Here is a 26,921-nt window from a genome sequence, read left to right as displayed (position 1 = left end):
TGAATTTTGGAATACCGGTTTATGAGACCTAGCGATAAAGGTTGGTTCAAAGAATATCTCGATTTACGTAAGAGTGCCCTAATGAATCTTTCGAGTCCGGAGATTCGAAGAGCATCACATCCCGAATACACATTATATCGCGTGTTACAACCGACCGGATTAATGTATGGGCAATCGGTAGCGTCGATGGGCATTCCTGACATTGACCATTGGGATGAAAAAGAAAAACTTAAAATTCTTCTTACCGAAAGTCTCATCAGTAGTTCGCTTCTCTTTTATGATAAGCCTTTAAATACTGAGGAGGATCTAACCAATGCTATCGCCAAAACGATAGAAAACATTGGAAACTTTTATAACAACATTTTCCCTGAACTGGCAACCTCAACAAAAACTATTTTTGGTCGGAAAAAGTCTCCCATTGAGCTTGCGGAAAAAGTGTTAGATAAGAGAATAGAACATGCCAGTAATTTCGGCGGAAACTTCTGGATCTATTTCTTTCACAATAGCTTGTTGTTTCTTGACGTTTTTATTTTTGGTCAGTGGATTCACACCAATGCCGATCGCATCGTCGCAGATTTTTTTCGTTATGAGCGGGAGGAATTGCGATTCTCCGTTGTAAAAGTAATAGCAGCCGCATCGCATGCTAACAAAGAGGTGGCTATGGAAGAGCGAAGGTTATACGAATATTTTGTCGAAAGCACGGACCTGAATTCTGAGCGACGCAAGGAGGCATTAAAAATTTTTGAAGAGGGCTTTTCAATTGAAGACATCAATCTACCTTCCGAAAATTCATGGATCCTAAAACGATTTTTTCTTGAAGTGGCAATTCTCACAATTTGGGCTGACAAAAAAGTTGAACAAATAGAGTTGGATTTCTTGAAACAATTCTGTCATTATTTAGGCTTCTCTGATGACGATTTGGAAAATAGCATGATTTCTATCGAGGGATTTATGCTGGAGCACTGGGGCGAGTTGGAATATTTACAAGACAAACAGGACTATCAACAGGTAAGTGAACAGTTTATCAAACGTGTAAACAAACTTGCTGAAAAAAATAAAACCAGGCTCTTGAAAAAAATTCAGGAGAATGAGGAGGCTGTCTTGCTGATGAAAAAAGCAAGTTCTAACGAGCTTACGCTTGAAGAAAAAGAGAAAGTGAGACAGCAGCTTATCCTTGTACTAAAATCTATCCCTACCTTTGGCATTCTGGCACTGCCACAGCAATTTCTTACACTGCCAATATTGTTAAAGATACTGCCTCAGAATTTATTCGCTGAAGGAATAAAAGAATAGCTAGATTTCAGTTTGATTATTTTTCCGGGGAACAACCACCGAAAGTATAATCGATAATGTAAGGGTAGCGATGATGACTGAAAAGGAAGTATAGACGCCTACTTGAATGTCAAATATTTCCAGTAACATCTTTGCGCCGATAAAGAAAAGGATGATAGACAATCCCTTTTGCAATAAGTAAAACTTATCGATGATCCCAGCCAATAAGAAAAACATGGCACGGAGCCCCATCACTGCGAAAATATTTGAAGTATAAACAAGAAATTCGTTCTGAGTAATTGCAAAAGCCGCCGGAATAGAATCAACTGCGAAAAGCAGGTCGGTAGTTTCAATAAGAACAATCACCAGAAAAAGTGGGGTGAACATAAGTTTACCTTCATGTCTTACAACAAAACTTCCACCATGGTCATCTTTTGTGATTGGCAAGTACTTGCGGCATAAACGCATGATGGGATTTTTCTCAGGCTCAATTTTCTGGTCGCCATCTTCGAAATATATTCGAATACCAGAATAAATGAGGAAAACTCCGAATATGTATAAAAGCCCGTGAAATTGATGTATTAAGTATCCGCCAACAAAAATGAAAATGCCACGAAACACGATGGCCCCCAGGATACCCCAAAAAAGCGTTTTGTGATAGTACTCCTCTTTAACCTGAAAATATTTTAGTATAAGCAGAATGACGAAAATGTTATCCACCGAAAGCGCATATTCAGTTAGATATGCTGAAAAGTATTCCACGGCCCCGTTGGCCCCACTTTCATCGTATTTATAAATAAAGAAGCCAAATAACGTAGATATTGAAACCCAAAAGATGGATTGGTATAGCGCTGATTTGGTGGAAATTTTATGAGCACGCTTATTAAATATGCCCAAATCCAGAACCAGAAATAGAAGAATGATAAAAGCAAAAATTCCAAAAAGAATAGTCTCCCTTTCACTATTTCTGAAAAGGGAAAATAAAAGTATGTTCACCAATGGGAGCAAGGAGATTATTTGCGGTTATTCAAGCCTAAAAACATTAAAAAATTCAATACTCGGAGTTAGTGGATTTCAAAACTACGAATATATTTTAAACCCAAAAACTTGCCACGTCGATTTAAATCCATAGGGGCCCTTTTAAAAGAAACCTTCCGCTAAAAAATCACTCAATTGCAATGTTCACAAACTCCCTGAATTAATAAATTGACTTCGTTTGCTTCATAACCCTTTGGCAACTTTATTGTCGGGACATTAACATTCAGGCAACTTGTCTGGCCACATTTAGTGCACTTAAAGTGAACATGGTCGTGGTGGTGTTCCGCCACACTGCACGCCTCCTTACAAAGTGCGTATTTTAAACTTCCCTCATCATCCAGTACCTTATGAATAAGCCCCTTATCCAAAAAAGTCTTCAACGTGCGGTATACCGTAACACGGTCAAGTGAATTATCAATCTCTTTCTCAATATCCCCATGTGATAAGGCATACTTCTTTAATAGAAAAAGATGCAATATCTCCTCCCTGTTTGGCGTCGACCGTAGTTTAAAATCTCTTAATAAAGTTCCTGTTACAGCACTCATACTATCCATTTTCAACTATTTTTCACGTTACTGCAATTGCAACGTAAGCAAGTTACGATAAATACCATTATTTAACGCACTGAGTTCCAGATGCGTCCCCATTTCGGCAAGCCTTCCTTCCTGAATCACAAAAATGCGATCTACTTTTTTAATTGTACTAAGTCGATGTGCAATTACAATAGTTGTTCTACCCTCCATTAATTTCTCCAATGCCTGTTGTACCAAGACTTCCGACTGGGCATCCAGGGAACTTGTAGCTTCATCTAAAATGAGGATAGAAGGATTTTTGAGAATGGCCCGGGCAATGGCAATTCGCTGGCGTTGACCACCGGAAAGTTTTACACCACGTTCGCCTACTCTTGTATCAAAGCGCTCCGGAAAACTCTCTATGAACTCCAACGCATTTGCTTGCCGGGCTGCATCGCGGACTTCTTCAATAGTGGCATTCGGTTTCCCATATGCAATGTTTTCACGTATGGTTCCGCCAAAAAGCATTACCTCCTGGGGCACGATCCCCAGATTCTTTCTGTAACCTGTCAGGTTATAGACGTTTATAACGGTCTGATCCACTTTTACGAGTCCTCGCTCGACTGGATAAAAACGGAGCAATAAATTTATGATGGTCGATTTTCCTGATCCACTTTGACCAACTAATGCCACCTTCTCGCCAGGTTCAATTTTAAAATTCAAATCTTTCAGAACCTCAAAATCCTTTCGCGTAGGATACGAAAATGACACGTGATCAAATTCAATTGTACCTTGAAGCTTAAAGGGCGTTACCTCTGTTTCTTGTTCGTCGTTTTCTTTTAAAATTTCAAGAAGACGTTCTGACGCTCCTATAGAGCGTTGAAGTTGCGTATAGATATCTCCAAGGCCGGCGATTGAACCTCCGATGAAGGATGTATAGATAACAAAAGAGAATAATTCACCTACGGTTATCTCTTTCGACTGTACAAGGAAAGCTCCGTACCACCCTACGGCTACTATTCCCCCAAACAACACAAAAATTATAAATGAAATAAAAAGGCCGCGGAAACGAGCTGTGTGGATAGCAACGTTTACAACTTCTTTAAGGGTGTTGGTATAGCGGTTGATTTCAAAATTCTCATTTGTAAATGCCTTTACTACCGAAATGGATTGCAAAGATTCCTCCACAACCACATTTGCTTCTGCTAGTTTGTCTTGCGTTTTCTTTGAAAGCTTTCTGATAAATTTCCCAAACAGCAAGGCAAGGATAACTAAAACTGGAAATGTCAGAAGCATGAAACCTGTTAACTTCGGGGCTAGAACAAAAATGATTACCGTACCAAGAATAAGTGTTAGAAACTGTCGCAATAGTTCTGCAAGTGTAAAAGAAAACATATCGGTAAGGGTGCCAACATCGGCGGTTATGCGACTCATCAACTCACCTACCCTCCTGTTATCAAAAAAACTTAATGGTAACCACACTATTTTTTGGTATACCGATTTGCGCACATCGGCCAGCGATCGCTCGCTCACGATAGAAAATGTATATACACGAATAAACGAGAAAATTCCCTGAACAAACAAAATCAATATCAGTGTTAAAGCTATTTGATTTATTGAATCGAAATATGGCACTGTTTTGCCTTCGGCAATATCGAGGAGTTTTCCTGCCAAATAAGGAAAGGCAAGAATGGTGGCGCTTGATAAAATCAGGCAGACGAAGCCTACAATAAACCAACCTTTATATGGCAATGTAAATTTAAAAATGCCTAAAAGTTGTTTGAAATTTTTAGCGTTGAGAGACCTCTTCTCTTCTTCCTTCAATTCTTCACTGGTCTTCCGCTTGGCCATTTGTTATTTTTTTAAAGAGACACGAGCTGCAATATTGTATTCAACCGAATCGTCCAAAAACATTTTCTGACCGCCTGTTATAGAATAAGATGTTAGTAGTGGTTTGCCATAAACGTTTTCGAATTCCATTATTAAAAAACGTGTGCTCGAATACAATGCGTTTGCCTCGCGATATTGGGCTTCAATTTTACGGATCTCGGATATGGATTTATAATAGTAAACTTTCAAATATTTAACGGGTAGGTCTTCCGTTGTAACAAACGACTTCACGGTCAAATTGCTTTTGTTATCAGCGGACTCGTCAACCATATAAGTCCCTTTGCTACTTGGCTTATTTATAGCACTGAGCTCAAAAAATATTGCAAGTTCCTCATTCCAGTCAGCAGAATCTTTAGGTGTTACCGTGGTAAGTTGTTCCACACCGTTCAAAACTGCCTTTTTATGAATTGTTGCACGCTCGCGAATCAAATAACGAATGTGCGCCTGCAGAATACTATCGATATTAAGAAGCCCAGCGATTTGTGGTTTCTTCTCCGCAGAACATGACACTAACAAGATCGTTGATATGAAAATCCCTGTCAAAGTAAAAAACATTCTAAACCGTAATCTTCCCATACCCATTTGAAGGTGTTTCAAGAATAGGTAATTATTTTTCAACAAGCACATTTCCAGTCATTCGCTCAGGAATTGGAATACCCATGAGCGTTAAAATTGTTGGCGCCAAGTCTCCTAATTTGCCATTCTTTAATTGTCCTTTATAGCTGTCATCAACAAGTATACAAGGTACCAGGTTAGTAGTATGCGCGGTGTTAGGTGATCCATCTTCATTGATCATCATGTCCGCGTTTCCGTGGTCGGCTATAATAATGGTGGAATAACCATTTCTTAGCGCCGCTGCGGTCACCTGCGCTGCACACGAATCTACAGTTTCACAAGCTTTTACGGCGGCAGCAAAAACTCCAGTGTGCCCCACCATATCCGGATTAGCAAAATTTAAACAGATAAAATCTGGTTCCTTTTTGTCCAACTCGACAATGATTTTATCCTTTATCTCGTTAGCACTCATTTCAGGCGCCAAATCGTACGTCGCGACCTTTGGAGAAGGGCAGAGTATTCGCGATTCACCAACAAAAGGCTCTTCTCTTCCACCGGAGAAAAAGAAAGTGACATGGGGATACTTTTCGGTCTCTGCGATTCTGATTTGCTTCTTTCCGGCTTTCGAAACAACCTCTCCTAAAGTATTCTCCAGATTGTCTTTATCGAAAAGTACTTTCACATTGTTAAACGAATCATCATAATTGGTGAGCGTAAGGTAGTAGAGCAGCAATTTCTTCATTCCATACTCAGGAAAATCCTGCTGCGTAAGTACTTCTGTGATTTCTCTTCCTCGGTCCGTTCGAAAATTGAAACATAACACAACATCTCCTTCTTTTATGGTACCAACAGGTTCTTGAAGTTGATCAACCACTACCACGGGTTTAATAAATTCGTCTGTAATACCATTATCATATGAGAATTGAACGGTCTTTATGGGATCAGTTGTCTTTTCACCCACTCCGCGAACCAACAGATCGTATGCGAGTTTAACGCGCTCCCACCTTTTATCCCGGTCCATTGCAAAGTAACGCCCGATAACGGTGGCCAACTTTCCGGTCGTTTTTTCAAGGTGATTCATTAAATCTTTCAGATAGTCAATTCCACCCTTCGGATCGGTGTCTCTCCCATCGGTGAATGCATGAATAAAAAGATTTTTTATTCTATTGTTATGAGCTATAGTAATGAGGCCTTTTAAATGATTGATGTGAGAGTGCACGCCCCCATCGGACAGCAGCCCCATAAAATGTATGCTTTTGTTGTTTGCTTTGGCATACGCAAATGCGTCAAGCAAAACCCGGTTACTATCCAATTCCTTTTCGTCAACAGCTTTGTTAATCCGGACTAAGTCCTGGTAAACTACCCTCCCTGCACCGATATTCATATGGCCTACTTCCGAGTTACCCATCTGCCCTAATGGCAATCCCACGGCTAGGCCGGAAGCTTCGAGTTTACTATGTGGGTACTGGGTGTATAAAGAACTAACAAAAGGGGTTTTAGCTTGATCAATTGCAGATACTGCTTTGTTGGTTGCAATTCCCCAACCGTCGAGTATCATTAGTAGGACTTTCTTATTCATATATGTTGTTATAATTCATTAAAAGGAAAAACGCCAAAGCATGCAATATTCCTGGGGTTGGGTGTTTCTGTTCATAAACTTACTTTATGCATTCAAAAGCGCGCAAATATAATGAGGATTAAAGGAATATAAGTCAGTTGAAGGTCAGGGAGGGCCAAACGATTCCAAATAAGACATGCAGGATCACTTAATTTGTTATCTTTCGATAATGGCATAGTTTTAGCAAACTAATACACCATGAAAATGAGAAGATTTCTATCAGCGTTCGTTTTTTTATGTATCAGTATTCACAGTTTTTCAACCTTCGCACAAAGCGACGTAATTGATCAAGTTAAAGAAACGATCAAGGCTGGTAGCGCCAAAGAGCTCACGAAATATTTAAATCAAACGGTTGATGTTACCCTTGACGGTAGCGTGCAATCTTACAGCAAAGCCCAGGCGGAGTTCGTTTTTCGCGACTTTTTTAAGCAACATCCGCCCTCAGAATTTAGCATCATTCACCAGGGATCATCGAAGGGCGGTCAGCCTTTCGCTATTGGTCAATTTAAAAGTGGAAGCGAAACTTATCGAGTGTTCATGAAAATCAAGGTTATAAACAACCAACAACTTGTACACGAAATATCCTTTGCTAAGGAATGACGATAAATTTTTTAGGCCGCTGAAAGATTCTCGAAATCCGCATTATATTTTTACGCGATGCGGCCATCCTATTTAACTCCAGCGCTTCTCCAACAGTTTATTCATTCGGCTTTAAAGGAAGATATTGGCGATGGCGATCACTCTACCCTTGCAGCCATTTCTTCCAATGTCACCAAAAGAGCCAAACTTTTGGTCAAGGATGATGGGATACTTGCAGGAGTGGAATTAGCCGAACAGATTTTTAAGACTTTTGACCCAGCCCTCAGCATCAGCCTGAATCTATGTGACGGCGCTTCCATAAAAAAAGGGGACATCGCCTTTACAGTGGAAGGTTCAGCCCAATCTATTTTAACCACCGAACGGTTGGTGCTTAACTGTATGCAGCGGATGAGCGCTATTGCTACAAAGACGCATCATCTCAATTCTTTGATAAGGGGTACGTCTGCTAAACTTTTAGATACGCGTAAAACAACCCCAAACTTCCGACTTTTTGAAAAATGGGCCGTTTTACTGGGCGGAGGATATAATCACCGAATAGGACTGTTTGATATGATTATGTTAAAAGACAACCATATTGATATGGCGGGCGGCATTGAACCCGCAATCATTCGAACAAAAGATTATCTTCGCGCCAGAAATAAGCATTTGAAAATTGAAATCGAAACACGATCCCTTAAAGAAGTTGAAGAAGTTCTTAGAATAGGCGGCGTTGATATTATTATGCTGGATAATATGGATTTTGGAACAATGAAAAGTGCAGTGAAGCTGATCGGTGGAAAGTATCAAACCGAGGCGAGCGGAAATGTTACGGAAGAAACTATTAGAGGGGTAGCTGAATGCGGCGTCGATTTCATCTCAGTAGGTGCCCTAACCCATAGTATAAAAAGCCTTGATTTAAGTTTGAAAGCATTTTAAGAAGTAAGCAGAAAAGAGAATCGAAATTATATGATTGTTAAAACTAAAAATTACAAACTGGATAAGAAGACCTATATTAATACTGCATTCAAAACTATTATGAAAAAGCAAGGTTGGATTGCAGTTCTAGGTGCGCTGGTTATTTGTCTTGGTTATTTTATCCCTGGAGCTGATTCCATTTGGTGGTTCATCGGTGCTGTCATCGCATTCGGATTGTATTTATTGTTTTGGTGGATCCAATTTTATGGTGTCACTCAACTAGAGCAAGGAAAAATGCTGTTTGAAAAATTTTCATATGAAATCAGCAGTCAGCAAATTCTGATGAAGCTCAATCCCCGTGAAGGGATGCCTTTAAAATGGGACCAAATTAAAAGTGCTTCAATAGGCAAGGATCATTTCGTGTTGTTTGTAAACAAAGCACAATTAATTTACTGGCCATTCAAAATTTTCAACACTGAAAACGAGCGGAAATTTATTGCCAGCATCCTACGGAATAAGGGACTTGTGAAAGAGCAGAAGTGAGGCTTTTTTTAAACAAACGGCAAGACTCATCCGCAAATGATATCAACCCTTAATTTTACGTTGTGCAACAGCCCTATAAAAAGCTTAGCCCGTTAGAAGCAAAAAAGAAGATTTATCATTATTGTGCATATCAGGAACGCTCCCACCAGGAAGTAAAAAGCAAACTATATGACTTCGGGCTTCCGTCTTATGAGGTGGATGAAATGATCTCCCATCTCATTACAGAAGGCTACTTGAATGAGGAGCGATTTGCAAAAGCATTTGCCGGTGGAAAGTTTAGACTAAAGAGTTGGGGAAGATTAAAGATCATTCAAGCGTTAGAGGGCAAGGGGCTAACAAAAAACTGCATTGCTTCAGGTCTCAAAGAAATTGATGAATCCGACTACATCAAAACAGTTGAAACTTTAATCGAGAAAAAAACGAAACAAATCGCTGAGGAAAATCCTTTTATCAAACGCGACAAGCTCGCGGCATACATTATTCAAAAGGGATTTGAGCCCGAACTCGTCTGGAGAATTATAAAAGAGAGGATAAAGTGATTGAAAGCATATAGTGATAGGTGCTTAAACCAAATGAAGTTGGAGGATTTGTCACTTTTTTATGATAATTTGCGTTAAGCTTCATGAGATCATTGCTATGAAATCGAAATCTGATAGTAAGCAACATTGGATATCCAATAAAGTAAAGAAGAGCCGCGAGCTTGTTTATAAGTTAATCGACATCAACAAAGAAATTGATGGAGAGGGAAAAACTTTCAGGCTGGGCGAAAAAGTATATTTCGTAAGAGAACTGGGCTAAACCAGAAGAACGAATTGTGGCGTTAGCAGTATCTACTCTCTTCCTTTTCCTATTCATTCTTCCCGGGATAACATTTAAGCGGGCTTACCTTTCTTCTGTTTTTTCCAGAAAACTTAAATTCTCAGGTATATTAGATGAAGTGTTCTGGGCGCTGTTTCCGTCCATCATCATGCATATTCTGTCGTACTTCCTATTACTCGCCGCTTCATCTGTTTTCTATTTTGAGTTTGATTTAAAAACCGTACTAAGCGCAGCGTTGCTTCAACAAACTAATGCTGGCTATGGAGATATCTTCGTATCATACCTTCTATACTGCACATTCGTCATGACCGTATCTTTTTTTGCAGGTCATGCCAGCCGCAAAGCAATCCGGTTACTCAAGTTTGATCGCAAGTTTAAATTATTCAGGTTTACCAACGATTGGCATTATTTACTGAGTGGCGAATTCCTGGACTTTCCAGAAGTGCCAGACCATCCGGAGGAAGTCAGTTTTAAACTGGTGAATGCATTAACAACTGTGGGCAATCAACAAATGATTTACATTGGGGAGTTGATTCATTTTACCTTGTCGGACGAAGGCGGTCTGGAAAACATTGTATTAAAAGATGCGAAGCGGAGACTTTTACAGGATGATCTGGTGGAAAACCGATACTATGATATACCTGGCAGATACATCACTATTCCTTATAAGACGATAATAAACATCAACGTCCGTTATTTCTATCTTGAGGAAGTCACGGACAATTATGGCGATGAGAATTTATTATGATTATGATTTGCCACCTTCCTCCTCATAAGCTCGAACAATTGTTATTGTCCGGCCATAAATACAGCATTCGAAAAAATCATTTTACCATTCTCCCAAAAACTTCGAAAGAGTGGATTGTCGACCAGGTAAATAATAGTGCCATCACCTTTTTCCTCCACACCAAATACAAGGCTGTCATCCATTTTTTTGTTGATGTGTTTTCCGGCAAAACCTTGTACCGGTTTGGCGATGCCTTTGATAACACCAACATTCCAGCCGGCTTCCAAATAGGCGAAACGCAGCTCATTTGTCTTCAACGTATAATATGTGTCTCCAACACCGAAAGCCAGGGGATGTGATGTGTCCAATGAGATTTTATAAATGGCCCCAGAGATGACATTTGAGATCTCCTTGCGTTCTGCGTCTGCATAGCGTGTCAACAATTCCTTTTCCTTAGCTAATTTTTCTTTACGTTCAGCCTCATTCTTTTCCACCTCCGTGATATACTTTTTTAAATTAAAGCCCTTTTTTTCAGCAAACGCATTTAAACCATTCGCTATGATAATCAGTTTGCCCCCTTTGCTCACCCAATTTGCAATCCTCTCTAGCTGGCTCTCATCGATAACTTTATAACGACCTTCGGGAACAATTAACACATCGTATTTACTTAATTCAATCTCTTCGAAGTAGTCAGTACCTATTTGAGTGATCGGATACTTGATTTGGGTTTCAAAAAAATGCCAAACTTCTCCTGCAGACAGGGACGAAGTTTCTTCACCGAACAGCATGGCCACTTTTGGGGCCTTTAAATATTTCACATCTTCAGCGCCAACATCTTTGCCTTTGCTGGCAAATCCGGTTGGAGAGGTAAAAACTTTTCTGTTCATTCCCTTTGCTAAATCTCTAATGCTTTTGTCAAATTCATTTACATTTTCGTTATTTCTTCGTGTAATAATGAGAGATCCTGGTTCGAAACTATCACCATTGATTGAAAACGATTTTTCCGCAGCCCGCACTTTTATCCCCAGCTTCATTAACTCAGCCATAAAAGCGACATCCTGTAAACTCTGATATTTGAAAATATAAGCGTATGGTTTGTCAACCGAAGCCGCGTGCAGAAGGTCTTTTGCCTGGAAATTTTTTACCGGAATCCGTTCGTTAACAGCATACGCTTTCAGATTGTAGGCATACATTAGATTCCACGCTGTAATGTCGTAAGTAACGGAATCTGCCAATTTCGATTGGGGTTCAAATACGGTTGTGATAAAACGTGATTTCGGTTGATACACATTAATCACCAGATCATCCGTTGTAAGACTGAAATTACTTGTTGCCTGATTTTGATAGTCAAAGCCACGCAGCGATTTTCCTGCTGTCGGTTGTCCATATTTTATAAGGTGAAGATCCATCCACCGGGTTAACTGTGTTAACTTATCCGGATTGTTATCAGCTTTGATAACGTAGGCTTTGTAAGGTGTGCGTGGGTTACTAAGGTTGTCTTTGAAGTACTGTTCAAATTCTTTGATCACCCGCCCTGCATTTCCGGATGTAACTTCTATGGTTGCAAGTCCGGAAGTGTAATGATGTGTAAGGCGATCTTTAAGTGTTAAAGGGTCACCCTCTTTTGTTGTAATGCTTAAGCCTCCAGAACCTCCACCACCTTGCTCATAGGTCATGCCGATAGCGCCGCTATACATGGGGTATGTGTCACCATAACTTGGATAAAAAAGGTCAAAAAATTCTTTCGTAAAATATAACCATCCTTGCTCATCAAAATATTTTGCATTGTTTTTCCCGATGATGTTCTGAAATTCACGTTGCCAGGGCGATATTACTTCATGATACGGCTCCGCTGCGGGCGCAAAGTAGTAGGGGCTGTTATAACTTTGTTCATGGAAATCAACATGAACATGTGGCATCCATTCATTGTAAACCTTTAAACGTTGTTGTGTTTCTATTTGAGTACCCCACGCCCAGTCTCTATTCAAGTCAAACAAGTAATGATTTGCTCGGCCGCCGGGCCACGGCTCATGATGTTCTTTCGCATCTTTATCGCTATTTGGGGGATTATTTAAATATTGATTATAGAAATTTGCATAACGGTCCCGTCCGTCGGGGTTAATGCACGGATCGAGAATGACAACGGTATTTTTCAACCACTCCTGAGTTTTTGTATTGTTAGCATTTGCCAGATCAAATAACGTTAGCATAGAGGCTTCCAAGGAGCTCGCTTCGTTACCGTGAACATTGTAACTCAACCACACAAGCACGCGTGGGTCTGCGGTGGCAGTTCCCTCCATCAATCCACTCCTTCTTAAATTATTAGTTCGAATTTGTTCAAGGTCTTTGAAATTCTCGACAGAAGTTACCACCGCATATACCAACGGTCTGTGTTCATATGTCTCTCCATATTGTCTCAGATCCACGTTTGGCATTACTTCAGCTACATGTTTGAAATAAGCCATCACCCTATGATGTGGTGTAAATCTGTCTCCAAGTTCATATCCTAAAAACTCTTTAGGAGAAAGGAGCTTCTGAGCATTGGACAAATGTATACAGCAAAGAAAAATGAAAATGAAGGAAGCTTTCTTCATATAAGAAAATTGAAGGTAGATCAGGGTATAAAATAATTATAGTCTTAAAAATATACTTTATTTGAACCAATCAAATAAACACTCTTGTAAAATCATTTTCGGAAACAAATCGGTGGGGGGAATATTTATTTACAATTTTTTTTGATTTCTGCTTTGGCCTCGGCTGACCCAAGTTCTTCTGCTTTTTTAAAGTCAAGGCACGCATCATATTTATTGTTCATGCTTAACTTCACCATCGCGCGTTGAAAATAAGTTTCTGGATCCGTTGGGTATAATTCGATCGAAGAAGAATAATCTTCGATCGCACCGGCATAGTCTTGTTTCTCGGTTTTACTCAATGCTCTATTATCAAAATACACCGGATTCAAAGCATCTAATTCTATGGCCTTCGTGTAATCGGCAATAGCGCCCGTCTGATCGCCAAGATTATATTTTGTTACACCGCGCAAGTTATAGGTTTCGGGTTCTTCAGGATTTAACTCGATTGCTTTATCGTAATCTTCCAAGGCCCCTTTAAAATCTTCTTTCGCACCCTTTGCCAGCGCCCTGTTTTCATAAATCTGAGGATCCTTAGGTTCAAGTTTTATCGCCTCGTTATAATCTGTAATGGCAAGATCAAGATTGCCCACGTTATATTGAGCCACGCCACGATAGTTGTACAGACTTGCATCTTTTTTTTCAAGTTCAATAGCTTTGGAATAGTCGTCGATCGCACTGATAAATTCACCGAGCTCTGCTTTGGTCACGCCCCGGTTAAAATATTTATCAGCATCGACGGGTCCAAGCTCCAGGGCTTTAGAAAAATCGAAGTAAGCGCCTTGCAGATCTTCCAAGTTGTATTTTGCCAGTCCACGGTTGGTATAGGCATTCGTAAATTTGGGATTGAATTTGATTGCTTTGTTAAAATCCGATATCGCCCCTTCGTCGTCTCCAAGTGCCATTTTCGCTTCACCTCTACTATTCCAAGGATCGGCAAATGTAGAGTCTATTTCAAGGGCTACATTAAAATCGCCAATCGCTCCATAGAAGTCGTTTAACCCGGCACGTGCCAAGCCACGTAAGTTATAAGCATGTTTATTCTTCGGGGAAGCATCAATGATTTTTTTTAAGTCAGCTTTTGCGTCTTCAAATTTTTTTGATTCAATCTTCGCTTTTGCCGCATCTAATTGTGGATCCTGAGCATATGCAAGGCCAATGCTTAAAAGCCATAATAGAATAGAGAGTTTTTTCATGGATTTACAAACTTGTTGTGTATTGGAGTCGACCCGTTAAATATTAATTATTTAGGCAACTGCATGCCTATTATATCGATTCATTGTATGTGCAAATTCTAAGCTAAGTTATAAATAATATTAACGTGGCTATCCCATCAATTGTCTTGCTGCGAAAAGACTAGTGTAAAAACAATAGCGAGTCTAACCATTTAAAGACTCTTATGCTCCACTCAGAAAATTTTAGATTCCAGTTCTATAATTCAAAGTATCTTCAAAGATATTTACAGTTATGAAAAGATTATTGTTTGCCTCTTCGTTTTGCTTGAGCATGATCTATGCTTGCGGTCAGGAAAAGCCCCTGGATATGAAGATGGATTTTGAAGATTATGATCCGCCTTCAACATTGGTTGTGCCCGAGCATCATGTTACCCGGGCGAAGTTCCCTTTTATCGATGTTCATAATCATCAGTTTGGAATGACTTCCCAAAACCTGAGTGATTTGGTCGCTCAAATGGACAAGCTCAATATGGCCGTGATGGTCAATCTTAGCGGAAGAGGAAGAGGCAGCACGGATCACCTTGAGAAGTCATTGGAGAATGTAAAAAAATCCTTTCCCAAACGTTTTATCATTTTTACGAATGTTGACTTTGGCGGCATCGACGATCCGGAATGGCAAAGCAGGATGGTCAAGCAATTGGAGGACGATGTAAAAAAAGGTGCAAATGGACTAAAGATTTATAAAAGTCTGGGGATGTTCAATAAAGACAGCAAAGGAGACCGCATCCGCATTGATGATCCCCGCATTGATCCGATCTGGGAAAAATGCGGCCAGCTCGGCATACCGGTGTTGATACACGCAGCAGATCCAAAGCAGTTTTGGCAACCTATTGATAAGAATAATGAACGATGGCTTGAGTTGAAAACCCACCCGGGCAGAAGACATGATAACGACCCTGTATCATGGGAGACCATCATTGCTGAACAGCACAATATTTTTAAGAAACACCCCAAGACAAAATTTATCAATGCGCACTTGGGTTGGTATGGAAGTGATTTGAAAAAGCTGGGCGAGTTGATGAATCAGTTTCCAAATATGTACACTGAAATAGGTGCTGTAATTGCTGAGTTGGGAAGACAACCAAGGGCGGCTCGCGAATTTTTAACTAAATATCAGGACCGTGTTATGTTTGGCAAAGATTCATGGGTGCCGGAGGAATATCAAACGTATTTTCGGGTGCTTGAAACAGCCGATGAATACTTTCCTTACCACAAGCGCTACCATGCCTTTTGGCGCATGTACGGCTTAGATCTGCCAGACGATGTTTTGAAAAAGATTTACTACAAAAACGCTTTGAAGGTGATTCCAAACATTGACGCGAGTCAGTTTCCTAAGTAAGATTAATTCGTAGTCTCGGAAGATTCTTTTTTCAGTCCGCCAATTCTGAAACCAATTCCCGTTGAAACATAAAACGGGCGGTATTCATAGTAAGTTTTCGTTACAGGTATAGAAAACCCTGCCTGAAAAGTAAAGAACATATGATTGTTCATGAGGTTTACTTTTCCAACAACTGCGGGTTCTATAAATAACTTCGGATCATCATCAGCGATATAAGGTGAAATTGCATCATCACTGCTAAACTCGTTAAAGTCAACCAAAGCGATTCGAGGAACGAAGGCGACGTGCATTACCTTTTTATTCAATCCAAACGCCGGCTGGATAAAATATCGTTCAAATTTACCGGTGGCTCTAACAGGATCTCCTGTATTATTATTCCAAAAATCATAGGTGTCATAACTTGATCCCTCGCCTCTTCCATATCCCGCAAAAATTTCATAACACCACTTGCCTTCATTTTCAAAATATCCAATACCTCCCTCAAAAAACTTATGACGGTGATAATCGTCTATATCATCCGGATCAGGACTTTTGTTATCGGCATAAGAGAAATTCCCCATCAACCCAATATGATTGGTGACAGCAATCGCACCTTGCGCATCTATTCCATTACCAAACTGAATGGACCCTTGAAATTCGCCCGCCTTTGTAAATAATGGCGCATTTCTGGCATTCGGAACATATACTGGAGCACAAGAGGAAATAAGCAAGGCTATGACCGCTATTAAGAGGAGGGACGTTTTCATAATTAAAAAATGATAATAGTAAATTTACCCAAAAAACAAAGATAATGAACTTTAATCCTGAATGGCTTAATGAGGTAATCGAGCGGCGCCGGTCTGTTTATCAACAACAATATACTGGCGAGCGGGTTAGCGATGCTATTGTCAATCAAATGCTAAAAAACGCCAATTGGGCGCCTACTCATAAGTTAACTGAGCCATGGAGATTTGTTGTCTTTACGGGCGATGGCTTATTACGATTGGCTCAATTTCAAGCTGAAGTGTATAAAAAGGTTACTTCTAATGATAATAGTTTTAAGGAAGATCGGTACCAAAATCTTCTCACCAAGCCGATGCAATCTTCGCATATAATTGCTGTCGGAATGAAGCGCGATCCAAAAAAATCAGTACCTGAGATTGAAGAGATCGGCGCGGTTTTTTGCGCCATTCAAAATATGTACCTGACGGCAACGGCATACGGTGTGGGTGCCTATTTAAGTACTGGTGGTGTTACATACTTTGAAGACGCGAAGGAATTTCTTGGACTCGGGCCTGACGATAAACTGCTTGGATTTTTTAACATCGGCATGCCGAATCGAGATATGCCACACGGAAAACGAAAACCAATTGAAGAAAAGATAAGGTGGATAGATAAGTAACCATGCCGTTGTGGGTCATGAGATTCGTTTGCCAGTCAGATAAATCATTCTGTGAATTACTTCTGATTTGACAAATTCAATATTATTTTCCTGAAGCATTTTTGAAATCATATCTTGATTTACACGAAGCTTAGGATAAGCGCTTACTTTTTGAGTCCATTTCCCGTTTTGTCTTTCATGCAAAACATCATGAACCATTACATAGTCAGGAAAATATTCAAGAAAGCAAGTCAGAATTTTAGAATCATCACTTTGAACTAAGATAAATCTTTGTTCATCTATAAGCGCCTGTGTTAAATCACGAAACGACAAAATCACGTGGCCATCCGGCTCCAAATGTTTTGATATTTCTGTCACCAGATCAGCAAGCGCACCGATACTTTCAAGATGCGTTAGCGTATCGCCCATGCATACAATAAGTTCAGCTTTTTCAGAAGTTCGCTTTAAAAAGCTGAGAATATCATCATTGATCGTCTTAATGTTTAAATGTTCCTTTCGGATATTCAGCTCATCCAAAAGCTGCTTACTGAAATCTACGGCTCGAACGTCATAGCCTAGATGGGCCAGAGAAATGCTTTGCAGGCCATGACCAGCGCCTAGATCAAAAGCAATTTTATAGTTCTTGACCGCTAAGGACTGTTCAGCAAAAAAATTCTCCTGTTCTTTTTGCTTCTCCTCGAAATTACCCACCATCCAGGAATAAAAATTTCCCAAATGATTGTCATAATGATCTTTGGGTTTCATGATAATCAGAATGGTTAAAGGTATAAAATGCAGTTCAACTATTGCCACGGCTTTATAACTTCTGAATCATTAACCACACATACAGTTCGGCCCCTTTCTGGCATCGTTTTCGTAACTTGGAGCATAAACGTGAAGGGTTATGAAAAAACTAATGGTGTTGACATTTGGAATTTTTTTGTCGTTGAGTACAACGGCTCAGGTGACTGGAAAGATGTTTCCAGTCATGGAGGCAGAAACCGTAGAAGATAAGAAAATCAATCTGCCACAGGATACGAAAGGCAAATACACATTGCTCGGATTAGCTTATTCAAAAAAATCAGAAGATGATTTAAATTCGTGGTTTCAGCCTGTGTTTGAAAAATACATTCAAAAGACAAAAGGCCTTATGTCTGGTTTTGGCTACGATGTTAATGTGTATTTTATCCCCATGTTTACCGGTATCAACGCAGCAGCTACGGGAACCGCCAAACGCAAAGCATTAAAAAATATTGATCCGCAGTTATTGCCATATGTCCTTTTTTATAAAGGGGAGTTAAAGACCTATAAAGAGTCGCTTGAATTTGACAAAAAAGATGTGCCCTATTTCTTTGTTTTGGACCCCGCCGGCAAAATAGTTCATGCTACGCTGGGCAAATACAGCGAGGATAAAATGGATGAAATTGAGAATGTAATTGAGTAGTACATGCTTTCGGAAGCTGACGATTATCCACTACCTTGAGTCGTCAAATTGTCTTCATGGATGCTCTTAGTTTATTTGCATTAGCCCTTGCTCCTGGCGCAGCCATAATGCTATACATCTATTTGAAGGATAAGCATGAACGCGAACCTCTCAGCTTGTTGATGATCAGCTTTCTTTACGGCGGACTGAGTACTTTACTTACATTATTTATTAGTTGGCCGGTTAACGCTTTAATTTTAATAAAAGAAGATGACGTGGTTCATCAATTTTGGAATGCGTTTTTTAAAGTCGCCCTAGTCGAAGAGTTCAGCAAATTCTTCTTTGTTCGATTTATTCTTTTTTATAATAAGAATTTTAATGAACCGTTTGATGGCATTGTATACGCAGTTATGGTGAGTATGGGGTTCGCAACCTTAGAAAATGTATTGTACGTATATCAATACGGTGTGGCTACCGGAATCATGCGTATGTTTACGGCAGTCCCGGCACATGCTACCTTCGCCATCTTAATGGGCTTCTTTCTTGGAAAAGCGAAATTTACACACCGTCGTGTATTTTATTTTAGTCTCATTGCGTTGCTTAGCGCGGCCATTTTTCATGGTTCTTATGATTACTTCTTGTTCATTTCATATGTTCCAGGTATCTGGACTGGGGCGGTAGTATCTTTAATAATAGGTTTTGTTCTTTCTCGTAAAGCAATCCAATTACATCAGCAGACGTCGCCATTCATCGCTAACGAATAGAACTTTATTCCAAAGACTGCGTCAGAAATTTTTTGAACAAGGCGCCACTAAAAATCCCGCCTAGTTTAACAGGGGAATTTCGGCATCACTTTAACTTTTGAAGTGTAATGGTTTTTTTGAAGTATCCTTTCCTAATAAGCCCAACCAATTGTTTAGGAGATGGATCAATTTGATAGAGTTTTTCATTATTTACTTCAAAGGAATCAATCTCAATTTCCTTATTCAGTTTGAAAAGAAAATCATTAAAACTTTTGTCACCGCGATCCATCAACATGTACGACAGGTTTCCATTCTTTTCTTTTTTAACAATTCTCAAAAGCCATTCAGGTTTGTGGTTGTCGTTAAAAAAATAGTAGCCCTTATATCTTTTTAAAACTAAACTATCTCCCAGTTCAGCTCTGGTAGAGTCATTTGTTACATGGTATCCTGTTCTTGTGACAATGAGCGTGTCCTTACTTGTGCCGTCTTCCTCCATAATCAAATAGTTGCCGCGTAGCTCGGCGGGTATTTCCGAAAGCGCGGACCTGCCCTTAGGCTGTGGTTCTTTGTACGAAACCTCCTTACAGCAAATCAACAGTGAGGCCAGAATGGTAATGAATAGCTTGTACATAAGCGCTTGTACAGCTAAGATAGGGAATCTTATGACTCATGTTATTGAAGGGCCAGAACATCTTGAACGTCCTTCAACAAGTTTTCCTGGCTCGACACATTTGAATCAGTCCCAATTTGCATCCTTAAAGCCCTGAGTCCATTTGCTCCAGGCAACTCTTCCAACTCAAGTGTTTCTAGTTTGCCAGTAACTAATTTCTTACCGACCAAATACCTGAAGTAGCGTTTGTATTCTTCTTCAACTTTACTCTGATTATAAACAATGGCTATTTTACCAGGTTGTGTCAAACGTTCTCCTGTATTTTTGATGTAAGCCTTATCAATCCTCTTTTTTACAATCTCATACCTAATGTCATAAGCACCATCGACATCAAATTGTTTTTCGTCGGGCCTAAAACGGATTGAAATCGGCTGATCATGTACCAAAATTAATTGTGTAATATCTAAGTCGTTTGCCAATGTTGGTTTTAACGCCTGGATTTTTTGATGGATGCCAATCATTGTCAGCAATTGCCAAAGGTGAAAATTTCGAAGATGGAAAGCATCGAATGTTTGCTGTCTCACCAATGAACTTCCTATGTACAATGTGAATTCGACCCCATCGGTTTTATATTTTTCGAAATAGTGCGGAAACATTTTTTGCGCTTCCGATTCTGCTTCATCAAGGTGCGTAGCTATTGTCTGATTAATCATTGCCAGACTTTTTTCAAAAGACTTTCTTCTTTTGTAAACCACACCAAACTGCGGATCCAGATGTTGCCGATAATTGTCAATTAGTATTTTCAACATGTCATCGTCCTCAAACTGTTCGATTAGGGGATTGATTTCCGTTTTTAAGAAATCCAACACATTGCTTTCGTCACCCGACGCAAGTCCGCGATTAATTTTCTTGAGCTGGTCATCTGTTTTGAAAATCACTTCCTCCACTAAAGGAAATTTTTTGCTATCATAAATCTCTTGAAGAAGTCCCTTTGCTAACTTTAAATTTTGCTGTAGATCTTTTTGAATTGCTGAGTTTCGTTCAATAGAGGAATTGCGTACATCCGACATGCCATATAGCGGATAAACATCTTTGAAGACAATTTCCTCCATTAAAGCTTTTGCATCCAACCTTCTTTTATTCAATAGATTCATGCCAGCTTCAAAAAAGCGCCACTGAACACTAGGATGAATTGCGGTACATTCTTCTTGAATAATCGCTCTTACTTCAGTCGCCATTTCTTCTTTTACCCGTTTCACCGCCGCCGTAAACATGGGCAAAACATTTTCCACCTTATGTGCACTGATAGCATCCAATCGGCCCGGAGTGGGTGTTGCAAGTTCCAGCATCCCAATAGTTTCTTCACCATCAATTAATGGGGCGAGCAAAACATTCTTAATGCCATTGCTCAACAATGCTTCTTCGATCTTTGAGCGAAACGGATACTCCTCTAAGTTTTCTACTGTGATGTAACGCTTTTCAGTCCAGCTTCTTTCATAAACTGAACCTGTGAAGTCATTACAAGGCGTACTGTTTACCGTTTGCTCAATCAGGCTTCTCCACCCATCCGAAGCTGAATTAGTAACGATTAGATTATTGGCTGTATCGCAATATGCAAGCCCCAGTTTAATTTCCTGAATGCCAAAGAGTGAGCGCAGTTTATGCTGAATGGTGTTAAAACTTTCTTGCTCTTCAACTGCATTTTTTTTCAACAGGTCATATTTTATGGACGACAACATTTCTTGTTCAGTTACGTCCACAAGTCGCATAACCATAAATCCTTGAAACTCGAAGTCTTCAGGTTTGATGTATTGCATCCAAAGATCGAGGTCATACATCTTCTCCGTCAAAAATTTAATGACGTGTTTTTCAATCGGATTTATTTTCCCTTTTGCAATTATTTCACAAAACTGATGGTTATTTTCAACGCGATAAACTTTGTCAAGTCCTGTTTGAGGATTGCGTACCGTAAAATGTACTGGTTTTTCCAAACCGACTTTTACTCCGTAGAATTTCTCGAGAATCATCAAACATGCCTTAACAGTTTTGCCTAAAATCATCCTGTTGTTCGGCAGATTGGTTCTGACACAATTTTCGACATCATTTAAATCCAGTGTTTTTTTAAATGCCTGTGTGCTGTATAATGCAGTAAATTGAAAAGGAAAGATTGCCGCCGAAATTTCTGTTTCCTGATTAGCAGATGGAATAACCGCCGTCAGTAAAAAATTGATTAAACTTCGATGCTTCTCAAGCACCGACAGGTCATGAATGGGCTCCCTCAATTCAGGCGCATTCTTGATCGCCTGCAAAAGACCTTGAGCAAACCCGGGCACATTTTCCTGCACGATGCTTTTCTCCCAGTACTCAAGAAGTAACCGGAGGTTAAGAGTGGAAGGAAAGGGAAACTTATTATGAGTAAAAACGTCCATCTGTATTTGTTTAAAGGAGTCAACGAAAGAAATAGTAAGAGGTTCCGTTTTCAAAGACGTATGTACCTTAAATATATTTTTCGACGTTGCATTTTATAATGTCGGCGTTTACAAAAACGGGATCAAGTTCCAACTTTCGCTGAAGCATTCGTGTCTAAAATGTTGAAAATTGCATTGGCACTATGTGTTGCAGAACTCTTTTGTTCATTGGCTTGATTTTTTTGAGCAGCTGTTCATTTCCTGATAACCATCCGGAAATTGCCGTTTTTTCAATTTCATTCGATTTCAATCATTCGCAAAGTGGATGGGAAGCTGACTTCGCGGATTTGCCCGCGCTACCAACCGATTCCTCTTTCTATGAATTACAAGTTGCATATACTCATTTACCTCCAAATCTAGGTTTTCGTAAATCAATAATGCTTTCTGGCAATAACCACAGCGATGATCTATTTATGTTCATAAAAAAGAAAATCACAGGGTTGATGCCGAATACGTCTTACAATCTGGTCTTTGAAGTAGAGTTAGCTTCAAACACACCTTATGGATCCGTTGGTGCTGGAGGTTCACCTGGTGAGAGTGTCTATATAAAGGCAGGCGCAAGTCAAATTGAGCCAAAAAAAATGATTGAAGATAATCGTTATGTGCTGAATGTAGATAAAGGCAATCAAAGTATGCCAGGAGTTAACGCCATTGTTCTTGGCGATATCGCGATACCATCCTCTACCTCAGAGTATACCTTGATATCAAGAAGTAATGCGTCTCCCTCGTCACAACCGTATATTGCACAGAGTAATAATGACGGCGAACTATGGCTGTTGGTAGGGACGGATTCTGGCTTTGAAGGGATTACAACGGTATACTACACGAAAGTTAATGTTTTGTTCAGCACCAAATACTGACCACATGCCGCGGTCTGGTGAAAATTAAAAAAGTTTCAATTGCTGATTTTTTAATTTCGGTGGCTGTGCCTTTCCCATAACGGTCATGCCATCGTATTTGTATGAATTGTCTCTTTCTGTGGCTAATACTTCGTCAAAGAATGGATTGGGCACAAAAGACTTTTCAATTTTTTGAGCCATGGCAGAAAGTTTCTGAATGGCCTGCTGTTTTTCGCCCAGGCCGAGCTTTGCCCGATCGATAGATGTTTTCAAAATACCTATCGTTTCATCGTAGACCTTTAATGGCACGGGAAAAGGATGACCATCTTTGCCACCATGCGCAAATGAATATCGTGCCGGATCATTAAAACGTGAAGGAGTTCCGTATATAATTTCGCTTACAAGCGTTAATGACTGAATGGTTCGTGGACCTGCCCCCTCCAATAAAAGCAAAGATTCGAAGTTATTAGTTTGCATTTCGTGTGCTAAAGTCAGAACCGCGCCAAGCCTTTTTAGATTAACATCTGTAACGGTAACTTCATGATGACGGGGCATGGTTATTTGTCGTATCTCTCGCAACATTTTTTCAGGATGCTCCGCTGCAATGTTCAACATGCCGTGGCGTGTATTCATTGCGTTGCGATCTGTCAGATTCAAAATCATTCCCTGATTTTCGCCGCATACACCTACGTGAGGTTCGTCCAAAAATGAATTGAACTGTGCTGAATGCCAATGGTATCGTCGGGCCATGCCAGTAGAATCATTTAACCCTTGCTGCACAACGGCCCATTCGCCCTTATCGGTAAGAATAAAATTGTGAAGGTATAATTGAAATCCATCCTGGACCGCTGTGTTGTCGATTTTTGCTGCTAGCCGGCTTGATCGTACTAAAGCAATTCCGTCCAGCCCGGTTTGATCAGCGACTCTTAGTAGTTCATTTGGTGTTTGTCGGGAGTGCTTTCCTCGTCCACCACAAATATAAACCCCAAGTTCTTTTGAAAGGGGATTAATTGCCCGCTTTAGAGCGCCCATTACCGATGTTGTGATTCCCGAGGAATGCCAATCCATTCCTAAAACGCACCCAAATGCCTGAAACCACATCGGGTCACTTATTCTTTTTAAAACTTCAGACTTCCCATATTCTAAAACAAGGGCCTCAACAATTGCTCCTCCTAATTTTGTCATGCGTTCAGCAAGCCAGGGAGGAACCTTGCCATAGTGAAGGGGCAGATCGGCATAACCGGAACGTGGCATTGAAAATTTTTTTAAAGATACGATACCTCAACATCTTCAGCACACGAAGAATTCACTTGCGGCTAATTCTTTACCATTGGATAGAATTCTAAGATAATGCCTCCCGGCAAAATGCTTACGGGTTGTAAAATCTTTGAAGGATTGCTTCCTCGCAAATCTAATACATGTACCTGCTTCAAAAGTGTTCTCAGTGATTTTAAAAATCTTTCGTGATGTTTTTCCCGAACTCGTCAGATAGTCAATTACATATTCTAATCGAAATAAAGTTGCCTTAGCTTCTTGATTAAGGAATGTGAAATCAAAGGCCAAGCTATCACCAATGATTACTTTTTTGGAAAGCGTAAGATCTTTAACAGACGATTTTGCTTTTGGGTTAAAGCCATGAAGATTCAATACTGATTCATGTCCACGTTTTAAAAGGGTGCGGCATCCGTGTTTGATGATCCACTCGGTGACTGGATTTACACCTTTCCATTGCTTGGCAATCTTTAAGGCAAGTTCAGGGTGGTCTTTGGCGATGTCGTTTAGATTATTGGCAACGCTGCGTCTCACATATTCCGAGGGATCACATTTCAGATTTTCAAGAATTGGCAAAATTAAGGATGGGTCTTTTTTAAATGCTGGTAACCCCATCGCCCAGGGCAACCGTGGACGGCATCCTTCAGATGACAAGCGACGCACCGAAGGGTTAGGATGGGTAGACCATTTCAACATGCGCTGCAGGGTCTTTTGTGGATAGCGAATGATAAATGGCCGTATGGCAAACTCCGCACTCACAAATTTTGTGCATTCCTCAATGGCATCCATGGAAAGGGAAAAATGATCGAGACCAAATAACTCAATGAAGTCGGGAAGAAAAACATATGGGTAGCTTTGTTGCTTTTCTTTTTCGCGAAGCAAATTAGAAAGACGTATTATCAGCTCAATGGCCTCTTTATAATCCGAGGGAAGACAACGTCCTAATGCTAAGGTTATTTGCCGTGTTCGTTGTTTTAATTCCAGGTCCGGCCATGTCGTGTCAAACACGTCATACACAAATCTACGTTCGTTAAAATTTGGAATTACTTCATTTAGCACTGGGCATAGTTGTTCAAAAAATTGAACGCTATACATGTGTTTAAGAGGCTCGCTCATATTTCTATTTCTTGGACTAGAATCTGATGCTTGGTCGGCTAAGATTAAATTGTTTCGAAATAGGAATACAATGATGACAACCTTATGTCAGCAGTGGCTTAAAAGGTGAACGTTATCGCTCGAAGTTATGGAGGAGGCGATTAGTTAAGTCTTAGTTCTGCTTTCATCCCTCGGATATAATTCAGCAGCGCTTGTTGCCAGGTGACATCGGCATCCCATTTTGTTCCAAGGAAAATATTTCCCGAATCGATATGCTTGAAATAGAATTTAAAGACAGGTGTATTTGAAGGAATATTTTTTAGCTGTTGCTGATTATCAGGATAAGTAACAGAAAGCAAGGCGCTTTCAGTTTTGGTCATATCATAACCTAACAGTTCTTTTGCTACAGCGCCGCGGGTATAAATAAAACCCATTACATATAACTGACCCTGTCTGCGAAGTTCTTTTTCAGTTACACCTGGCTCTGTCATTTTAAATTTCAGCGGATAATTATTTTGAAAGATTTCCTCCAGCTCCTTATCGATGGTTTCATCACCTGTTTTTGGAACCGCCAGGGGATCTACCTTTAAATCCGTGGCGTAAAATTCATTTCGCTTGCCAACGATTGGATCAATTTTCGCGTCAGTTTCTGGTAAATCATTGATTAACAGATTTTGTTTCTTTTGCTGGTTGGCTGCGGTGGTGTATAGCGTCTTCAACGCTTCCGTAAGTAAACGGTTAGAAGTAGACCACGCTGCTTGTTTCGGTTCAACAACGTTTTCTTTACCTGAAAATGTCGTGATCGAAATGCGATATGCTTGCTCGTCCTTTTCAATGAAGATTAGATTTGTTATTTCCCTCTTCACAAGATAATCGCTTACAGCTTTGGTAACATCTTTACTCGCGAAAAGTATATCCAACTCAAAATGAATAATCGCATCGATACCAATACGTTGAAAGTAGGATTGAATTTCAAGCAATTCTTTTTGTGTTAACGTATAGTCGTCGAATACGGCAGTCCGGGTACTGAGAAGCTTTTCGGGCAATCCTCCTTGCAGATTAAGGTCTTCAATCCAGGTTTTTTCAGTAACAACAAGTTGACCAAAGGATGAGATGTGGCCTGACAACAGTATGAAAAATATTAACTTAAAATTCAAAATCCGTTTTCTAATCATGAGAGCTTCACTGCGATATAAAAACGAAAATAAGGATTAATCATTTTCTTATGCCAACAAAAAATCATGTATCAATAGTTTTAATCGAATAATCCACCAAATATGCGATGGGCAATCTCAGGGCAACGTTCGAAAACTACGAAGATGCATGAGGCGCATTCGTTTTGTTTGGTAATTTCTTAACTAAAAAATGTGTCTTTTGCAGGGCAATTTTTTAATCATTCAATAATTAAGTTTTGGTGTAGACGCGAAATATTTTACCTT

Annotated in this window: 26 protein-coding genes; 12 read left to right on the top strand and 14 right to left on the bottom strand. The window is 39.9% G+C overall.

The genetic code is table 11. From position 1 onward, the window contains the following. Positions 1-21: 21 nt before the first annotated feature. Positions 22-1,293 (top strand): hypothetical protein, encoded by a 1,272-nt coding sequence (locus P2W71_RS06000; RefSeq protein WP_276368333.1) that lies wholly within the window; start codon positions 22-24, stop codon positions 1,291-1,293. Here the strand turns inward: P2W71_RS06000 and P2W71_RS05995 are convergent, their stop codons facing one another. The 5 genes from P2W71_RS05995 to gpmI form a co-directional block, all read right to left on the bottom strand. Further along, positions 1,294-2,268 carry a TerC family protein gene (locus tag P2W71_RS05995; RefSeq protein ID WP_276368331.1) on the bottom strand — a complete coding sequence of 325 codons (975 nt, stop codon included), beginning with the start codon at positions 2,266-2,268 and terminating at the stop codon, positions 1,294-1,296. 173 nt (positions 2,269-2,441) lie between these two features. Further along, positions 2,442-2,855, bottom strand: coding sequence for a transcriptional repressor (locus P2W71_RS05990; protein WP_276368330.1), 414 nt, complete (start codon positions 2,853-2,855; stop codon positions 2,442-2,444). A gap of 27 nt (positions 2,856-2,882) precedes the next feature. Further along, positions 2,883-4,673, bottom strand: coding sequence for an ABC transporter transmembrane domain-containing protein (locus P2W71_RS05985; RefSeq protein ID WP_276368329.1), 1,791 nt, complete (start codon positions 4,671-4,673; stop codon positions 2,883-2,885). Between the two features lie 3 nt (positions 4,674-4,676). Next, a complete protein-coding gene (locus P2W71_RS05980) occupies positions 4,677-5,309 on the bottom strand; it encodes a hypothetical protein (RefSeq protein WP_276368328.1) in 633 nt (210 codons plus the stop codon). Positions 5,310-5,319: 10 nt separating this feature from the next. Continuing rightward, positions 5,320-6,846: a 2,3-bisphosphoglycerate-independent phosphoglycerate mutase gene (gpmI, locus tag P2W71_RS05975; RefSeq protein ID WP_276368327.1), complete on the bottom strand. Its 1,527-nt coding sequence runs from the start codon at positions 6,844-6,846 to the stop codon at positions 5,320-5,322. A gap of 237 nt (positions 6,847-7,083) precedes the next feature. Between gpmI and P2W71_RS05970 the strand changes: the two genes are divergently transcribed. The 6 genes from P2W71_RS05970 (at position 7,084) to P2W71_RS05945 (ending at position 10,489) form a co-directional block, all read left to right on the top strand. Next, on the top strand, positions 7,084-7,485 hold the full coding sequence (locus P2W71_RS05970; RefSeq protein ID WP_276368326.1) for a DUF4783 domain-containing protein: 402 nt from the start codon (positions 7,084-7,086) through the stop codon (positions 7,483-7,485). 57 nt (positions 7,486-7,542) lie between these two features. Then, positions 7,543-8,400, top strand: a complete 858-nt coding sequence (gene nadC, locus P2W71_RS05965; protein WP_276368325.1) for a carboxylating nicotinate-nucleotide diphosphorylase — start codon at positions 7,543-7,545, stop codon at positions 8,398-8,400. Between the two features lie 99 nt (positions 8,401-8,499). After that, on the top strand, positions 8,500-8,922 hold the full coding sequence (locus P2W71_RS05960) for a hypothetical protein (RefSeq protein ID WP_346659945.1): 423 nt from the start codon (positions 8,500-8,502) through the stop codon (positions 8,920-8,922). Positions 8,923-8,984: 62 nt separating this feature from the next. After that, a complete protein-coding gene (locus P2W71_RS05955) occupies positions 8,985-9,461 on the top strand; it encodes a regulatory protein RecX (protein WP_276368323.1) in 477 nt (158 codons plus the stop codon). Between the two features lie 97 nt (positions 9,462-9,558). After that, positions 9,559-9,720 (top strand): hypothetical protein, encoded by a 162-nt coding sequence (locus P2W71_RS05950; RefSeq protein ID WP_276368322.1) that lies wholly within the window; start codon positions 9,559-9,561, stop codon positions 9,718-9,720. 16 nt (positions 9,721-9,736) lie between these two features. Next, complete coding sequence (locus tag P2W71_RS05945; RefSeq protein ID WP_276368319.1) at positions 9,737-10,489, top strand: hypothetical protein; 753 nt, start codon at positions 9,737-9,739, stop codon at positions 10,487-10,489. 41 nt (positions 10,490-10,530) lie between these two features. Here P2W71_RS05945 and P2W71_RS05940 read toward each other — a convergent pair whose 3' ends face one another. Further along, positions 10,531-13,062 (bottom strand): M14 family metallopeptidase, encoded by a 2,532-nt coding sequence (locus P2W71_RS05940; RefSeq protein ID WP_276368317.1) that lies wholly within the window; start codon positions 13,060-13,062, stop codon positions 10,531-10,533. Between the two features lie 125 nt (positions 13,063-13,187). After that, entirely contained in the window at positions 13,188-14,294 is a 1,107-nt protein-coding gene (locus P2W71_RS05935) for a tetratricopeptide repeat protein (protein WP_276368313.1), read from the bottom strand. A 271-nt stretch (positions 14,295-14,565) separates the two neighbouring features. On the opposite strand from P2W71_RS05935, the gene P2W71_RS05930 reads away from it, so the two are divergent. Continuing rightward, positions 14,566-15,672, top strand: coding sequence for an amidohydrolase family protein (locus P2W71_RS05930; protein WP_276368310.1), 1,107 nt, complete (start codon positions 14,566-14,568; stop codon positions 15,670-15,672). 2 nt (positions 15,673-15,674) lie between these two features. Here the strand turns inward: P2W71_RS05930 and P2W71_RS05925 are convergent, their stop codons facing one another. Further along, positions 15,675-16,418: a hypothetical protein gene (locus P2W71_RS05925; RefSeq protein WP_276368308.1), complete on the bottom strand. Its 744-nt coding sequence runs from the start codon at positions 16,416-16,418 to the stop codon at positions 15,675-15,677. Between the two features lie 44 nt (positions 16,419-16,462). Here P2W71_RS05925 and P2W71_RS05920 point away from each other — a divergent pair, with 44 nt between their 5' ends. Continuing rightward, the gene (locus P2W71_RS05920) at positions 16,463-17,053 is read left to right on the top strand and encodes a nitroreductase (protein WP_276368304.1); all 591 of its coding nucleotides are present in this window, start codon (positions 16,463-16,465) and stop codon (positions 17,051-17,053) included. A 15-nt stretch (positions 17,054-17,068) separates the two neighbouring features. Here P2W71_RS05920 and P2W71_RS05915 read toward each other — a convergent pair whose 3' ends face one another. Next, the gene (locus tag P2W71_RS05915; protein ID WP_276368301.1) at positions 17,069-17,797 is read right to left on the bottom strand and encodes a class I SAM-dependent methyltransferase; all 729 of its coding nucleotides are present in this window, start codon (positions 17,795-17,797) and stop codon (positions 17,069-17,071) included. Between the two features lie 139 nt (positions 17,798-17,936). Here P2W71_RS05915 and P2W71_RS05910 point away from each other — a divergent pair, with 139 nt between their 5' ends. Both P2W71_RS05910 and P2W71_RS05905 read left to right on the top strand, forming a co-directional pair. Beyond that, positions 17,937-18,476 carry a hypothetical protein gene (locus tag P2W71_RS05910; protein WP_276368298.1) on the top strand — a complete coding sequence of 180 codons (540 nt, stop codon included), beginning with the start codon at positions 17,937-17,939 and terminating at the stop codon, positions 18,474-18,476. Between the two features lie 56 nt (positions 18,477-18,532). Continuing rightward, entirely contained in the window at positions 18,533-19,219 is a 687-nt protein-coding gene (locus tag P2W71_RS05905; RefSeq protein ID WP_276368296.1) for a PrsW family glutamic-type intramembrane protease, read from the top strand. Between the two features lie 85 nt (positions 19,220-19,304). Here the strand turns inward: P2W71_RS05905 and P2W71_RS05900 are convergent, their stop codons facing one another. Continuing rightward, a complete protein-coding gene (locus P2W71_RS05900; protein ID WP_276368294.1) occupies positions 19,305-19,829 on the bottom strand; it encodes a hypothetical protein in 525 nt (174 codons plus the stop codon). Positions 19,830-19,870: 41 nt separating this feature from the next. Continuing rightward, positions 19,871-22,237 carry a GAF domain-containing protein gene (locus P2W71_RS05895; RefSeq protein ID WP_276368291.1) on the bottom strand — a complete coding sequence of 789 codons (2,367 nt, stop codon included), beginning with the start codon at positions 22,235-22,237 and terminating at the stop codon, positions 19,871-19,873. A gap of 182 nt (positions 22,238-22,419) precedes the next feature. Here P2W71_RS05895 and P2W71_RS05890 point away from each other — a divergent pair, with 182 nt between their 5' ends. Further along, positions 22,420-23,136 (top strand): hypothetical protein, encoded by a 717-nt coding sequence (locus P2W71_RS05890; protein WP_276368288.1) that lies wholly within the window; start codon positions 22,420-22,422, stop codon positions 23,134-23,136. A 24-nt stretch (positions 23,137-23,160) separates the two neighbouring features. Here P2W71_RS05890 and P2W71_RS05885 read toward each other — a convergent pair whose 3' ends face one another. The 3 genes from P2W71_RS05885 to P2W71_RS05875 form a co-directional block, all read right to left on the bottom strand. Then, positions 23,161-24,369 (bottom strand): DUF763 domain-containing protein, encoded by a 1,209-nt coding sequence (locus tag P2W71_RS05885; RefSeq protein ID WP_276368286.1) that lies wholly within the window; start codon positions 24,367-24,369, stop codon positions 23,161-23,163. Positions 24,370-24,405: 36 nt separating this feature from the next. Next, entirely contained in the window at positions 24,406-25,503 is a 1,098-nt protein-coding gene (locus P2W71_RS05880) for a DNA alkylation repair protein (protein ID WP_276368283.1), read from the bottom strand. Between the two features lie 140 nt (positions 25,504-25,643). Next, on the bottom strand, positions 25,644-26,639 hold the full coding sequence (locus P2W71_RS05875) for a hypothetical protein (RefSeq protein ID WP_276368281.1): 996 nt from the start codon (positions 26,637-26,639) through the stop codon (positions 25,644-25,646). Between the last annotated feature and the right edge of the window lie 282 nt (positions 26,640-26,921).

This window comes from Chryseolinea sp. H1M3-3 (genome assembly GCF_029360725.1).
Classification (GTDB): domain Bacteria; phylum Bacteroidota; class Bacteroidia; order Cytophagales; family Cyclobacteriaceae; genus Chryseolinea.
The sequence above is the reverse complement of the archived record's forward strand: the minus strand, read 5'-3'. Positions and strand labels throughout refer to the sequence as shown.